The sequence below is a fragment of the Crossiella sp. S99.2 genome (assembly GCF_023094165.1).
GTDB lineage: Bacteria > Actinomycetota > Actinomycetes > Mycobacteriales > Pseudonocardiaceae > Crossiella.
Map to the genome: position 1 here is coordinate 453,373 of NZ_JALMDK010000007.1, position 13,282 is coordinate 466,654.

Below are 13,282 nucleotides of genomic sequence, written 5' to 3' on the forward strand. Positions count from 1 at the left end.
CCGAGGCGCCCGCGCACCACACGGTGCACGGGCGCCTTCCGGCGTCGGATGTTGGTGCCGCGCACTAGGATTCCGCCGTGCACGAGACCCAGGGCCGGTGGGCCGCGATGGTGGAACAGAGCCAGCACGGCCAGGAGGCCTACGTCTGGGCACTGGGCCCAATCCAGCCCGCCACCAGCCGCGAACACGCCAGGGCCGTCGCGGCCGAGCTGGCCCGCAACTACCGCCCGACGCACCCACGGCGACTGCGGCGGCGGACGGTGTTCCGGCAGACCGAGGACGTCCTGTTCGTGGTGCTGGAGGGCATGACCAGCAAGTACCACCTGCGGATCAGCGTGGTCGAGCTGGTCGCCGACCTGGACGCCGAAGGCAGGCCGTTCCAGGGCTGAGGTTATTGCCGCACAACTAGCCGACCTCAGTGCACAGCGCGAGGTAGCGGTCCAGGTACAGCGGCCAGCCGGCATCGCCGGCGATACCGTCGGCCAGGGACTGCCAGCCAGGGCCGTGGCGGTCGATGTTGCGGTGTTCCAGCTCGACCCGGGTGCGTTGCGGCGTCTCGGCGATGAACCGGATCTCGACCTCGCTGGTGTTCTCCGGCTCGGTCTCGACCTGCCACTGCGGACTGATGTCCCAGCTGAACACCACCCGATCCGGCGGCTCATAGGTCAGCACGCGGGCCCAGCGGCATTCGCTGCCGTCCACGCCGCGATCGTAGATGTGCCCGCCGACCCGCGGTTCGAAGACGGTTTCGGCGATCTCCGCACCGAGCAAATTGTGCTCGGCGGGCTTGAAATCCCCGAACCGCTGGGTGAACACGTCGAAGGCCCGCTCGACCGGCGCCTCGACGACGATCTGTTTGCGGACCACCGCGGTTGCCTGGGTCATGAACTCTCCTCTGTCGGTTGTTCGACTACTTCCGCATAGCCGCTCAGCGCTCGGTTCCAGAACGTGTCCAGCTGATCGCGCAACGCGGCCATCCCGGCCGGGTTGAGCCGATAGATCCGCCGCGTGCCCGCCATCCGATCGGTGACCAGACCGGCGTCCTTCAGCACTTTGAGGTGCTGGGACACCGCAGGCCTGCTGACCGGTAACTCCTCGGCCAGCTCGCCGACCGCACGCGGCCTCTCGGCCAGGCATTCGACGATGGCGCGCCTGGTGCGATCACCCAGCGCGTCCCATCCGTCCCCAACTTGGTTAGTGCCCACGAACGGTAAGTATTGACTTACGGTTGCGTCCGAGTCAAGGCCGCAGCCACTCGCCGAGCGCGGCGTAGTCGGCGTCGGTGAGTCCCAGCCGGGGATCAACCCGATGCAACAGCGCAGGCTCCGGATGGTGTGCTGACACCCAGGCCCGATCAGCGTCGGTGATCTCATCGTCAACCCAGAGGAACGCCCGCCCCGCCGCCCAGTCGACCAGAGCCCGCGTCTTCTAATGCAGCCCGGCGCGCTCGTCCTGCTCCTCGAACTCGGAGGTTTCCGGCCACTCGACGACCGCCAGTCGCGGCAGCCCGAGCCGGGGCGCGACGCACTCGTTCGCCTCGTCCATCCAGGTCGTCGCCCAGACCAACTCGCAGTCCAGTGCCGTCAACCGGGGGCCGTGTCGGGGGTTGATCCTGGCCAGCAGTGGGTTCCCGTCGGACTCGGGATTCGCGTACAGCCGCGGCTCGCCGCCGAAGGGGATGAGCGGTCCGTCGACGTCGAGGAAGAGCAGCGGACGCATACCCCATATACTAAGTCGGTTAGTACTTGGGAGGTGTGATGCGCGGTCTGGGTGAGCTGGAAAGCAAGGTCATGGACGTCCTCTGGGCCGCCACCGAACCCCTGCGCGTCCGTCAGGTCCTCGACCGCCTCGCCGACCCCCGGCCACTCGCCTACACCACCATCATGACCATCCTGGACAACCTGCACGGCAAGGGCCTCGTCCGCCGCGAGCGCGCCGGCCGGGCCTACGAGTACCTCCCCGCCCAGACCCGGGCCGAGGTCGGCGCGCGGTTGCTGCGGGATGTGCTCGACTCCAGTGGCCACGCCGAAAGCGTGCTGCTGCACTTCGCCCGCTCGGCCTCACCCGCCGAGACCGACATCCTGCGGCGGGCGCTACGCAAGCGGCGGGACCCGTCATGACCCTGGCGCTCGGACTGCTGCTGGCGGCGGTGCTGGTCGCTACGGTCGGGCCGGTGTACCTGCTCGGCGCGGTGCGGCCGAGTGTGCGGCCGGGGCTGGCGCTGGCCGGGTGGATCAGTTCGCTGGTGCTGGTGCCGTTGTGCGCGGTGACCTCGGCGACCCTGCTCCTGCTGCCCTGGGGCGGCGAGGTGGACGGGGTGATCGGGATGGCGGACAGCTGCGTCAACCTGGTGCGCGCCGAGGGTGCGGTGGACTGGCTGGACCTAGTCCGGCTCGGCGCCGCGCTGGGGTTGTTCGGGCTGCTCGGCTGGGTCGGACTGGTCGCGACGCGGATGGTGCGGGCGCAACGCCGGTGGCGGGACGAGCACGTGTCGCTGCTGCGGTCGGTGTGCCGGGCCGGGCGGGACCGGGTGCTGTGGCTGGAGGAGGACCAGCCGGTCGCCTACAGCGTTGGCGGCCGGTCCGGTTGCGTGGTCGCCACGCGTGGGGTGGCCGCGTTGAGCGCGCCGCAGCGGGACGCGGTGCTGGCCCACGAGTACGCGCACCTGCGCGGTCGGCACCACCTGCTGGTGCTGCTCGCCGGGATCATGGGCGCGGCGCTGCCGTTCATCCCGTTGTGCCGCAAGGCCGCGGGCGCGATCCCGGTGCTGGTGGAGCTGGCCGCGGATGCCGCCGCCGCCCGGGAACACGGGCCGGGGCCGGTGCGGGCCGCGTTGCTGGCGGTGCGCGAGCACGGCACGCCGGCCGCGGCGCTGGCCATGTCCAGGGACGCCGTGGACGCCCGGTTGTGCTGGCTGGACCAGCAGAGCGGTGGGCTGCGCTGGTTGCCGGTGCGCTGGGACTACCCGGTGGCCATGCTGTTCGCGCTGGCCCCGGCCGTGGCCGCCGGCGCACTCGTCGCCTGCGCCGTGCTGGCCTACTGCTTCGGGGCCGCCGGTTACTGACCGCGGACGAACTACTAAGCTACTAAGTAGGTTAGTAGTATGTGTCCCGGAAGGACGGTGCGGACGAGCATGCGGCGGAACCCGGTAGGACGGGATGGCTGGCTGGCCATCGTGGTCGCGGTGGCCGCGATCGGCCTGGTGGTGTACCTCATCGTGCGCCCGGCGGGGGAGACCTCAAGCCCGGCCGCCACCTCCACGGCGGGTCAGAGCACGACCAGCCCACTCGCCAACCTCGCCCGCCGGACCTCGGGTGATCCACTCGCCCAGGGCGAGGTCGGCGCGCCGGTGGTGCTGGTCATCTACTCCGACTACCGCTGCCCGTTCTGCGCCAAGTTCAGCCGCGAGCACGAGCCCGCGCTGGTCAAGCAGTACGTCGGGGACGGGACGCTGCGCATCGAGTGGCGGGATCTGCCGATCTTCGGCGAACCATCCATGCTGGCGGCCAGGGCCGGGCGGGCGGCCGCGGCACAGGGCAAGTTCTGGGCGTTCAACCACGCGGTGTACGCCGAGGCCCCGGCCAAGGGCCATCCCGACCTGACCCCGGAGGTGCTGCGCGAGTTCGCGCGCAAGGCGGGCGTGCCCGATCTGGGCCGTTTCGCCACGGACCTGGGTGGCACCGCCTTTGACGAGCAGATCGGCCGGGACGCTGCCGAGGCCCAGTCCCTCGGCTTCACCGGCACCCCCGCGTTCATGATCAACGGCCGCCCGATCGTCGGCGCCCAGCCGGTGCAGCGGTTCCAGGAGATCATCGACGCGGCGAAGTCCCGGTCGTGACCGACATCGGCCTGCTCGGCGCGCTGTTTGGCGGGGTGTTGTCGCTGGTCAGCCCCTGTTCGGCGTTGCTGCTGCCGTCGTTTTTCGCCTACGCCTTCGACCGCACCGCCGCGTTGCTCGGCCGCACCGCGGTGTTCTACGCCGGGCTCGCGCTGGTGCTGGTGCCCCTGGGTGCCGGGGTCGGCGCGATCGGCTCGCTGGTCACCCGCTACCGCGACACCGTCACCCTGGTCGGCGGGATCGTGCTGGTGGTGTTGGGCGTGATCACCATCCTGGGCAAGGGTTTCGCCGTCGGCGCGGCGCAACGCGCGGCGGCCCGGATCCGGATCTCCTCCACCGCCTCGGTGTTCGCGCTCGGCGCGGTGTACGGGCTGGCCGGGTTCTGCGCCGGACCGCTGCTCGGCGCGGTGCTCACCGTGTCCGCGGCCGGCGGCGACCCGGTCTACGGCGGCCTGCTGATGGCCGTCTACGCCTTCGGCATGGCCGCGCCGCTGTTCCTGCTCGCACTGCTGTGGGACCGGTTCGACCTGGGCAACCGCGGCTGGCTGCGCGGCCGGACGATCACCATCGGATCCTGGTCAACGCACAGCACCAGCCTGCTGTCCGGAGCGCTGTTCATCGGCATCGGCGTGCTGTTCCTGCTCACCGACGGCACCGCCAACCTGGGCGGACTCGCCGACGTGGACAGCCAGTTCTCGCTGCAGGTCTGGCTCAGCGGAATCAGCGCCCGGGTGCCCGATCTGCTGCTGGTCCTGCCGGTGGCAGTGCTGGTGCTGGCAGTGCTGTGGCGGCGGATCCGGGCGCGCTAACCTCGACCGGTGATCGGTCGGTTCGGCTTGGCGTTGCGGCAGGCCAGGACGCTGGCCGGGCTGACCCAGGAACAGCTGGCGGAACGGTCCGGCGTCGGCGTGCGCACCATCGGCGGCCTGGAGACCGGCACCCGCGGCGACCCACGCCCGTCCACCGCCCGGCGACTGGCCGACGCCCTCGAACTGGATCCGCAGGAACGCGGCCGGTTGCTGGCCGCCGCCGTGGACGACCCGGCCCAACCGGTCGGTCGGGACGACCTGCCCGGCGACCTCGCCGATTTCACCGGCCGGACCGCGGAAATCGACCGGCTGCTGGCCGTGGGCGACGGCAGGGCGGTGGTGATCGAGGCCATCGACGGGATGGCGGGCGTGGGCAAGACCACCCTCGCCGTGCACCTCGCGCACCGGCTGGCCGACCGCTATCCCGACGGCCGATTGTTCCTCGACCTGCACGGACACGCCAGCGCCGAGCAGGCCACTGATCCCGTTGCGGCGCTGGAGGTGTTGCTGCGGGCGCTGGGCGTGCCAGGGGACCGGATTCCGGCCGGGCTCGCTGAGCGGTCCGCACTGTGGCGGGCCGAGCTGGCCGAGCGGAAAGTGCTGGTGCTACTGGACAACGCCGCCGGTGCGGCCCAGGTCCGCCCGCTGCTACCGGGCTCGGCCGGCTGTCTGGCCCTGGTGACCAGCCGCGGCAGCCTGGCCGATCTGGACGGCGCGCAGGTGCTGTCCCTGGACGTGCTGCCCGAGGCGGAGGCGATCGAGTTGTTCGCCAGTGTTGCCGGGGCGGAACGGGTTGCCGGACAACAGGAATCCGTCGCCGAACTGGTCCGGCTGTGCGGCTATCTGCCACTGGCCATCCGCATTGCCGCCGCCCGGTTGCGCAGCCGTCCAGTGTGGACAGTGGCCTATCTGGCCGGGCGGCTGCGCGACGGCCTGACCGACCTGAGCACCGGCGATCGCAGCGTGGCCGCCGCGTTTTCCCTGTCCTACCAACACCTCACGCCCGAACAGCAGCGCTTGTTCCGATTGCTGGGCCTGCATCCCGGACCGGACTTCGACGCGCAGGCCGCCGCCGCACTCGCCTGCCGCGCCTCGCACGCCACCGAACGGCTGCTGGAGGACCTTGTCGACGCGCATTTGTTGCAGCAGTGCGTGTCCGGCCGCTACCGCTTCCACGACCTGGTCCGCAGCTACGCCGCCACCGCCGTGGCCACCGACCCGGACCGGCAGCCCGCGCTGACCCGCCTGGTCGAGTACTACCTGCACACCGCGCACGCCGCCGACCGCCTCCTGGAACCCCACCGCGAACCGTTCCCCCTCGAACCCACCGCCACCGGCCGCTCGCCCGTCAACCCCGCCGCCTGGTTCGACGCCGAACAGGCCAACCTGGCCGCGATCCACCAGCTGGCCAGCACCCACGGCCTGCACCGCCAGGTCTGGCAACTGGCCTGCGCCCTGGACGTCTTCCACCGGCGGCGCGGCCAGCTGCACGGCGCACTCACGGTGTGGCAAGCGGGCCTGACCGCCGCCGAAGCCCTCAACGAGCCCGCCGCCCGATCGCGGGCCCACCGGCTGCTCGGCCACGCCCACGCCCGCCTCGGCCACCACGACGAAGCCGTGCGGCACCTCCGCCAAGCCCTGGACCTGGCCGAACACACCGGCGACCTGCTCGCCCAGGCCCACACCCAGCACACCCTCGCCTGGGCCAGCGAACGCCAAGGGGACAACCAGGTCGCGCTCGACCACGCCACCCAAGCCCTGCACCTGTACCGGAAACTCACCCTGACCCGGCGGGAAGCCCAGGCGCTCAACGCGGTCGGCTGGTACCACGCCCTGCTCGGCGAGTACGAGCAGGCCCGCGTGCACTGCGAGACCGCGCTGACCCTGCACCGCGGCCACCAGGACGGCACCGCGACCCTGGACGCCCTGGGCTACACCCTGGACAGCCTCGGCTACATCGCCCACCACACCGGCAGGCACCCCGACGCCCGCGACTACTACCAGCAGGCCCTCACTGTCTTCCGCGACCTCGGCAACACCTACGAGGAGGCCAACACCCTGGCCAAACTGGCCGCCGCCCAGCACTCCCTCGGCGCGGACGACCAGGCCGGTGACTGCTGGCGGCAGGCCCTGCGGCTGTACCGGCAACAGGGCCGCAGCCCCGACGCCGACCGCATCCGGCAGCAGCTGGCCACCCTGGCGAAGTAACCGGCCACAAATGGCCGATTGCCGCCCTGGTCCGCCCCTCGCCCCGGCCAGCACGCTCAGCGGGTCCGCCCAGGAACCGAGGAGCCGCAGTGCCAGCCACCACAACAGACCAGCTCACCGGCACCGAACACCGGCTGCTGCACGCGGTCGGCCGCGGCCGGACCAACGCCGAGATCGGCACCGAGCTGGCCCTCACCGAGGACGCGGTGGCCGGCCACATCCAGCACCTCCAGACCAAACTCCACCTCCGCGACCGAGCCGCCCTCATCGTCTACGCCTTCGACCACGGCATCACCACCCCCCAACCCACCCCGGCCCCCGAAGCCCGCCTGCGGATCTCCGTCCTCGGCCCCCTGCGCGCCTGGCGCGGCGCCCAATCCCTTGACCTGGGCCCAATCCGCCAGCAAAGCCTGCTCGCCGCCCTGGTCCTGCGCCCCGACACCACCGTCAGCCAGTCCGAGCTGCGCGACCGGGTCTGGGGCCTGGAACCACCCCTAGCCAACGTGATCCAGGTCTATGTCTACAAACTCCGCAAAGCCCTGCGCCACAACGCAAACCCCGTCATCGAACACAACCGCCGCGGCTACCGCCTGCCCAGCTCCGAAGCAGACCTCGACCTGACTACCCTCACCGAGCTGACCACCCAGGCCGAGTCCGCCGAGCACACCGGCGACCTGCCCACCGCGGCCCGCGCGTACCAACGAGCCCTGAACCTGTTCCGCGGCAACCCCTTGCCCGGCCTGCCCGGCCCCTTCGCCGAAACCGAACGCCTCCGCCTCACCGACCGCCGCCTCACCCTGTCCATGGCCAAAGCCCGCTGCCAACTCCACCTCGGCCACGAGGTACTCGACGACCTGTGGTCCCTGACCGCGGTGCACCCCCACCACGAACCCCTGGCCGCCCTGCTCATGCAGGCCCTCGCGGCCAGCGGCCGCCCCGCCGACGCCCTGTCCGTCTTCGACCGGTTCCACGTCCGGCTCGCCACCGACCTGGACGCCCGCCCAGGGCCGGAGCTGCACCGGATCCGGGCGGCGGTGCACCGCGGCGTGGTGGCAGAGCAGCGCGAGGACCCCGCCACCACCTGCGGCGTTACCTGCTGCCGCAGAGCGCGGACTCGATCACGTCCACCGGCGTGGGCTTGATCGAGGTGAACTCCCAGGCGTTGGTCATCATCGAGGCGTACCGCCCGTCCTCGGTCGCCGCGGTGATCGAGGTGTAGCCGGAGAAGCCGTACCCGTTGTGGAACCACGCCTGTCCGCCGCAGGACAACGAGATCAGCTGCAACCCGAGCCCCACCCCCAGCCAGCGCGGATCAGCGGGGTTGGCGATGGTCGCGATCTTGCGCATCTCGGTCAGCGCGGCAGGCGAGACGACCTGCCCGGCCAGCAACGCCCGGAAGAACCTGGTCATGTCCGCCAAGCTGGACACCATCGCGCCCGCGGAACTGGACAGCGAAGGCTCGGCCCCCACCGGCATCGTGGTGGTCTCGGTCCAGAACTGCACCGGCCCGAACCGCACTCCCCGGTAGCCGGGGATGAACGGCGCGGGCAACGTCCGATCGCCCGCCGCCGAGTAGACGGTCCGGGTCAGCCCCAGCCGGTTGATGATCCGGCTGGTGACCGCCTCCCGCATGGAAACCCCGGTCACCTGCTCGACCAGCAACCCATTCACCATGTACCCCAGATTGCTGTAGAGCACCTGGGCCCCGGGCGCGGACGCCGGCGGATAGGTCTGCAACGCGAGCTTGACCAGACTGCGCGGCTCCACACTGCCATCCGGCTTGAGCAGCCCCGCCACCTTCGGCGCGAAGTCCAGCACGTTCAGATCCGGAATCCCCGCCGTATGCTGCAAAATCTGCCGAACAGTGATCCGATTCCCGTCATAACCGTTGCCCTGCACCAAACCGGGCAGGTAACGCTCGATCGGCGCGTCCAGCACCACCTTGCCCTCATCGACCAACTGCATGACCACCGCGGCGGTGAAAGTCTTGGTCTGACTGGCGATCCGGAAGTGCTCATCCGACTTGATCGGCCGCGCAGCGCTGATCGACGCACTACCCGCGGTCAGATGCCACGACCCGGCCGCGTTCCCCGCGTACACCGCCGCCCCCGGCCCGGCATGCGACTGATAGCCGTCGAGCGCCGCCTGGGTGTCGGCGTGATCACCGGCGGCCTGCGCGGCGCCGCCCGAGGCGACCAGCGCCAGCCCGGCCACCAGGGCGACAGCCAGCGACCGGCGCCCACTGTGTCTGATCACGAAGTACTCCTCCTCCGTAGCCTTCGTCCTACGGGCGGAGCGTGCCAGCGAGCGCTGAAATCCGGATGAGATCGCTGGTGGCGTGCCTATCGGTGGCTCAGCTCGCCGATTCGGTGGGCCGGATGGTCGAGCCAGATCCAGGTCGCGTCCGGGGTCACGGTCATGCCGAACCGTTCCCAGCCCGGCCGGCCCAGCTCCCGCCAGCTGAGCAGCGCGGTCTCCAGGTGACTCCACAGCTGCTGCGCACCGCCTTGGCGGACCTTGCGGTAGCCATCCTCGGCCGCCAGTTCGACATCGTACCAAGATCCGTCGGTGGCCGTGAGGAAGTGCGCGACGGGCTCACCGGTGCCCTGGTCCAGCCGCAGACCGGACCAGATACCGGCGGGCAGGTGGAAGTGGGCGAGGAACCAGGCGACCAGGTTGTCGAACGGGGAGGCGGGCAGACTGGTCGCGGAGAGCCTGCCGACGCGGTGGTCGTATCCCGCGGCGGCCGCATCGAGCGGGAACTGGGCTGACCGCATGGGCATGAAGGTCGCCCACTTCGGCAGGAATCGCCCTTCGAGCCGATCCGGTTTCCGGTGCAGCCGCACCAGGTTCCCCGCGTTGACCAGCGGTTTGACATCGACTAGCGCGATGCCGCCGACGTGCAGTTGCCCAGCCCAGCTCCACGGGACGGTGGGCAATGCGCACGTGGCGATGATCCGGTCGTACGGGCCGTGCTCCGGTAGGCCCGCCGCGCCATCGGCGGTGAGCAGCGTCGGCCGGATTCCCAGCGCGGCAAGCCGGTCCCGGGCGAGATCCACGAGGTCCCGGTCCACATCCACGGAGTAGACGTTGGCGGCGCCCAGCGCGTGCGCGAGCAGGGCCGCGTTGTAGCCGGTGCCGGTGCCGATCTCCAGCACCCGGTGGCCGCCGTCGAGGTCCAACGCCTCCAGCATGCGGATCATCAGGCTCGGCGTGGTGGTGGACGAGCGGGTCACCTGCTGGCCGTTCTCCTCCGCGAGCGCGGTCACCAGGCCGGTGTTGGCGTAGACGGCGGCGAGCCACTGTTCGCGTTGCGCGGGATCGTCGCCGTCGATGAGCTGCCACGCGGTGCCGGTCTGCTGATAGATGCGCGGGGCCAGCCGGTGCCGGGGCACGGCCGTGAGCGCCCGGTGCCACCGCTGGTCGTGCAGTACGCCGTCCGCGGTGAGCTGGTCGGCGAGCTGCCGGGCACGGGTGGTCCAGTCCTCGGTCATGCGGGACGTCCTTGGGAGAGCAGATCGGCGAGTGGGTTTGGCAGGGGTGGGCCGACGAGTTCGATGCCGATCGCGACCACCCCCAGGGCCTCGCGTTCGGGTGGGTAGATCTGGCGGATGTCAGCCAGCTGTTCCTCGCGCGTCGCGAGCGGGTTGATCGAGGCGATGTGCTCGTGGTCGAACATCTCCTCGAAGCCGGTGTACCGGTTGACTCGAGGCGCGCGGTCATCAGTCTGCCCAGTTCCTGTGGTGTGGCTGGTGGTCGGCGCCTGGTCGGCCGTGCCCAGCCTGCTCCGATGACCTATCGTACTCGATTCGACACTGTGTGTAGCCGGTTGGTGAATGCGAAAAACCCGGGCGACACCCCAGTGCCGTGGGGTGCCGCCCGGGTTCGGGAACCGATCAGGTCACCGGCCGCGGTAGAAGTCCCGCACCTTGGCCACGATGTACTCCTGGTCCTCCGCCGTCAGCCCCACATACGTCGGCAGATAAAATCCGGAAGCCGCGAACCGAGCCGCGTTCAAACTCGTCCACGACGCGTCGAAGTACCCCGGCTGCTGGCTCATCGGCTTGAAGAACCGGCGGGTCTCAATGCCCTCCGTCTTCAGGTGCGCCCGCAGCGCCTCGCGGTCCTCCGCCAGGACGTCGTACATCCACAGCACATCCCGCGGCGGCATCACCGTGATGCCCTTGATGTCGGCCAGGCCCTCGTCGTAGCGGCGCTCGATCTCCTTGCGGGCGGCCAGGAACTCGTCCAGCTGTTCGGTCTGGGCGAGGGCGACCGCGGCCTGCATGTCGGTCATGCGGAAGTTGTAGCCGAGCTTGCGGTGCAGGAAGCTGTGGTCGGGGGAGAAGGCCATGCCGCGCAGGTGGCGCATCTGGGCGTCCAGGACGGGGTCGTTGGTGACGCAGACGCCGCCCTCGCCGGAGGTGATGATTTTGTTGGCGTACAACGAGAACGCGGCGATGTGCGCGACCGGGCGGACGCCGTGGGACTCGGCCGAGTCCTCGACCACCTTGAGGTTGTACTCGTGCGCCAGCTCCATGATGGGGTCCATGTCGCAGCGGCGGCCGTAGATGTGCACCGGCATGATTGCCTTGGTGCGTGGGGTGATTTTCTCTTCGATCTTGCTGACGTCGATGTTGAGGTCGTCGCCGCAGTCGACGAAGACGGGGGTGGCGCCGGTGTAGGTGACCGACCAGGCCGAGGCGATCATGGTGAACTCGGGGACGATCACCTCATCACCCGGGCCGACGCCGATGGCGCGCATGGCCAGGGTCAGCGCGGCGGTGCCGGAGGAACAGGCCACGCCGTGCGACATCTGGTTGTAGTTGGCGAAAGCCTCCTCGAACTTGCGCACGTGCGGGCCGAGCGAGGAGATCCAGCCCTGCTGGATACCGGCCGTGACGTACTCGAGTTCGCGACCGGCCAGGGTCGGCATGGAGACGGGGTACCGGTAGCTCATGAGTTGCTCGTCTCGGTGAGTTGCGGGAGGGACAGGAGCAGATCCGCGGCGGCGGTGCGCCCGCCGGCCTTGGTCATCGCAGCGGCGAATCGCTGGGAGGCTTCGGCGTAGGTCTTCTGGCCCAGCACCGGGAGCAGCTTGCCGGTCAGGTCGTCGGCGTTGATCTCGGCCGGCCGGTCCACAGTCAGGCCCAGGCCCATGCTCTGCACCCGGACCGCCTGGTCGTAGCAGTCCACCCACAGCGGCCGCACCACCTGCGGCTTGCCGAAGTAGACGCTCTCGTGGAAGGCGTTGCCGCCGCCGTGGTTGACGAAGACCCGCACATTGGGGTGCGCCAGCACGTCCAGCTGCGAGGGCACCCAGCCCTCCACGCGCAGGTTGGCGGGCAGATCGGCGGGCAGGAGTGGTTGCTGGGACTTGGGCAGCGACCACAGCACGTGTGCCTTGCCCTCGACCCGGCGGGCGACCTCGACCAGCGCGGCCACATCGCTCTTGGTGAGCCGGGTGATCGTGCCGAAACCCATGTATACGACGTTCTGGTGCCCGTCCAACCAGTCGGTCAGTTCGTCTGCAGGAGCCTGGGGGAGGGGTGGCACCATGGCGCCGACGAAGCTGAACTTCTCGGGCACGTCGAAGGGGTAGTCCAGGTCGGGCAGGGAGTAGCAGAGCACCTTCTCCGCCCGTTCGAACCCGGCCAGGGGCTTGCGTGCCTCGGCGGAAACTCCCAATTCTTGGCCGATCTTGGCCGCGGCCTGCACCCGTTTGCCCATGCTCGGGGTGAGGAACAGGGCCAGGGTGCGCAGCTGGAAGAGCTTGTTGCGCAGCTTCTGGCCTGCCGACATCGGGTACGGCAGGGCCGACCGAGGGGTCGGGAAGTCGTCGGGGGTGTAGCTCGGGCCGAACGGGGTGGTCCGGCTGACGATGTTGCTGGCCACGAACGGGCAGCTCAGCACGTACGGGATGCCCTTGGTGATGGCGATGTCCAGCGCGTGCCTGCACATCACGTCGATCACCATCAGCGCGGGCTGGTGCGCCTCGACCGCGGCTTCGAGCTGCTTGTGCTTGTCGACGGTGATTTCGGGCTTCATGTTGTGCCGCAGCAGCGCGCGGAAGGCGCCGAAACGCGAGCGCTGGGTTACCGACCGATAGGTTGGTTCGTCCCACGTGGTGGGAGAAAGTTCCGGGACCTGCTCGCCGAGCGAGACGAACTCGATCTTGCTGGCGGCGGTCAGCGCCTCGACGTCGGCCCGCCGGACCTCGTCGCTGGCGAAGATCACGTCCTGCACACCGCGGCGGGCCAGCTCGCCTGCCAGCACCAGCATCGGGTTGGCCAGGCCGGCCGCCGGCAGGCTGACCAGCATGATGGGCTTACGCGTTCGGTCAGCGACCTCTGCCATGCGAACAGGGTGAAGCCCGCCCATCCCGGAAACTGCTAGAGATTCCGCGCGCCCGTGTCTGGGGGAATCC

The 13,282-nt window shown here is 70.1% G+C and carries 15 protein-coding genes; 7 read left to right on the plus strand and 8 right to left on the minus strand.

Annotation, left to right across the window (positions count from 1 at the left end; translation table 11 throughout):
• Window positions 1-77 precede the first annotated feature (77 nt).
• Window positions 78-389: a hypothetical protein gene (locus tag MZC64_RS28370; RefSeq protein WP_247761704.1), complete on the plus strand. Its 312-nt coding sequence runs from the start codon at window positions 78-80 to the stop codon at window positions 387-389.
• Between the two features lie 16 nt (window positions 390-405).
• On the opposite strand, the gene MZC64_RS28375 is transcribed toward MZC64_RS28370, so the two are convergent.
• The 3 genes from MZC64_RS28375 to MZC64_RS28385 all read right to left on the minus strand — a co-directional run bounded on the left by MZC64_RS28375 (window position 406) and on the right by MZC64_RS28385 (window position 1,719).
• On the minus strand, window positions 406-885 hold the full coding sequence (locus MZC64_RS28375; protein ID WP_247761703.1) for an SRPBCC family protein: 480 nt from the start codon (window positions 883-885) through the stop codon (window positions 406-408).
• Window positions 882-1,205, minus strand: coding sequence for a metalloregulator ArsR/SmtB family transcription factor (locus MZC64_RS28380; RefSeq protein WP_247761702.1), 324 nt, complete (start codon window positions 1,203-1,205; stop codon window positions 882-884). The genes MZC64_RS28375 and MZC64_RS28380 overlap by 4 nt, the downstream gene beginning before the upstream one ends.
• Window positions 1,206-1,428: 223 nt before the next feature.
• Window positions 1,429-1,719, minus strand: coding sequence for a hypothetical protein (locus MZC64_RS28385; protein ID WP_247761701.1), 291 nt, complete (start codon window positions 1,717-1,719; stop codon window positions 1,429-1,431).
• 38 nt (window positions 1,720-1,757) lie between these two features.
• Here MZC64_RS28385 and MZC64_RS28390 point away from each other — a divergent pair, with 38 nt between their 5' ends.
• The 6 genes from MZC64_RS28390 to MZC64_RS28425 all read left to right on the plus strand — a co-directional run bounded on the left by MZC64_RS28390 (window position 1,758) and on the right by MZC64_RS28425 (window position 7,997).
• Window positions 1,758-2,120 carry a BlaI/MecI/CopY family transcriptional regulator gene (locus MZC64_RS28390; protein WP_247761700.1) on the plus strand — a complete coding sequence of 121 codons (363 nt, stop codon included), beginning with the start codon at window positions 1,758-1,760 and terminating at the stop codon, window positions 2,118-2,120.
• A complete protein-coding gene (locus tag MZC64_RS28395) occupies window positions 2,117-3,064 on the plus strand; it encodes a M56 family metallopeptidase (protein ID WP_247761699.1) in 948 nt (315 codons plus the stop codon). The genes MZC64_RS28390 and MZC64_RS28395 overlap by 4 nt, the downstream gene beginning before the upstream one ends.
• 69 nt (window positions 3,065-3,133) lie before the next feature.
• A complete protein-coding gene (locus MZC64_RS28400) occupies window positions 3,134-3,838 on the plus strand; it encodes a thioredoxin domain-containing protein (protein WP_247761698.1) in 705 nt (234 codons plus the stop codon).
• A complete protein-coding gene (locus MZC64_RS28405; RefSeq protein ID WP_247761697.1) occupies window positions 3,835-4,647 on the plus strand; it encodes a cytochrome c biogenesis CcdA family protein in 813 nt (270 codons plus the stop codon). Before MZC64_RS28400 ends, MZC64_RS28405 begins: the two co-directional genes overlap by 4 nt.
• A gap of 9 nt (window positions 4,648-4,656) precedes the next feature.
• The gene (locus MZC64_RS48095) at window positions 4,657-6,855 is read left to right on the plus strand and encodes a tetratricopeptide repeat protein (RefSeq protein ID WP_308301081.1); all 2,199 of its coding nucleotides are present in this window, start codon (window positions 4,657-4,659) and stop codon (window positions 6,853-6,855) included.
• A gap of 89 nt (window positions 6,856-6,944) precedes the next feature.
• Window positions 6,945-7,997, plus strand: coding sequence for a BTAD domain-containing putative transcriptional regulator (locus MZC64_RS28425; protein ID WP_247761695.1), 1,053 nt, complete (start codon window positions 6,945-6,947; stop codon window positions 7,995-7,997).
• Here MZC64_RS28425 and MZC64_RS28430 read toward each other — a convergent pair.
• The 5 genes from MZC64_RS28430 to MZC64_RS28450 form a co-directional block, all read right to left on the minus strand.
• Entirely contained in the window at window positions 7,945-9,111 is a 1,167-nt protein-coding gene (locus tag MZC64_RS28430) for a serine hydrolase domain-containing protein (RefSeq protein ID WP_247761694.1), read from the minus strand. The genes MZC64_RS28425 and MZC64_RS28430 overlap by 53 nt on opposite strands.
• 86 nt (window positions 9,112-9,197) lie before the next feature.
• Window positions 9,198-10,349, minus strand: coding sequence for a methyltransferase domain-containing protein (locus MZC64_RS28435; protein WP_247761693.1), 1,152 nt, complete (start codon window positions 10,347-10,349; stop codon window positions 9,198-9,200).
• A complete protein-coding gene (locus MZC64_RS28440) occupies window positions 10,346-10,534 on the minus strand; it encodes a hypothetical protein (RefSeq protein ID WP_247761692.1) in 189 nt (62 codons plus the stop codon). The genes MZC64_RS28435 and MZC64_RS28440 overlap by 4 nt, the downstream gene beginning before the upstream one ends.
• Before the next feature lie 222 nt (window positions 10,535-10,756).
• Complete coding sequence (locus MZC64_RS28445) at window positions 10,757-11,815, minus strand: DegT/DnrJ/EryC1/StrS aminotransferase family protein (RefSeq protein WP_247761691.1); 1,059 nt, start codon at window positions 11,813-11,815, stop codon at window positions 10,757-10,759.
• Entirely contained in the window at window positions 11,812-13,212 is a 1,401-nt protein-coding gene (locus MZC64_RS28450; RefSeq protein WP_247761690.1) for a glycosyltransferase, read from the minus strand. The genes MZC64_RS28445 and MZC64_RS28450 overlap by 4 nt, the downstream gene beginning before the upstream one ends.
• Window positions 13,213-13,282 lie beyond the last annotated feature (70 nt).

Excerpts from the sequence above, each read along its gene's own strand:
- MZC64_RS28450 (WP_247761690.1), bottom strand. The coding sequence starts at position 13,212 with ATGGCAGAGGTCGCTGACCGAACGCGTAAGCCCATCATGCTGGTCAGC.
- MZC64_RS28435 (WP_247761693.1), bottom strand. The coding sequence starts at position 10,349 with ATGACCGAGGACTGGACCACCCGTGCCCGGCAGCTCGCCGACCAGCTC.
- MZC64_RS28440 (WP_247761692.1), bottom strand. The coding sequence starts at position 10,534 with ATGTTCGACCACGAGCACATCGCCTCGATCAACCCGCTCGCGACGCGC.
- MZC64_RS28445 (WP_247761691.1), bottom strand. The coding sequence starts at position 11,815 with ATGAGCTACCGGTACCCCGTCTCCATGCCGACCCTGGCCGGTCGCGAA.
- MZC64_RS28375 (WP_247761703.1), bottom strand. The coding sequence starts at position 885 with ATGACCCAGGCAACCGCGGTGGTCCGCAAACAGATCGTCGTCGAGGCG.
- MZC64_RS28395 (WP_247761699.1), top strand. The coding sequence starts at position 2,117 with ATGACCCTGGCGCTCGGACTGCTGCTGGCGGCGGTGCTGGTCGCTACG.
- MZC64_RS28400 (WP_247761698.1), top strand. The coding sequence starts at position 3,134 with ATGCGGCGGAACCCGGTAGGACGGGATGGCTGGCTGGCCATCGTGGTC.
- MZC64_RS28385 (WP_247761701.1), bottom strand. The coding sequence starts at position 1,719 with ATGCGTCCGCTGCTCTTCCTCGACGTCGACGGACCGCTCATCCCCTTC.
- MZC64_RS28390 (WP_247761700.1), top strand. The coding sequence starts at position 1,758 with ATGCGCGGTCTGGGTGAGCTGGAAAGCAAGGTCATGGACGTCCTCTGG.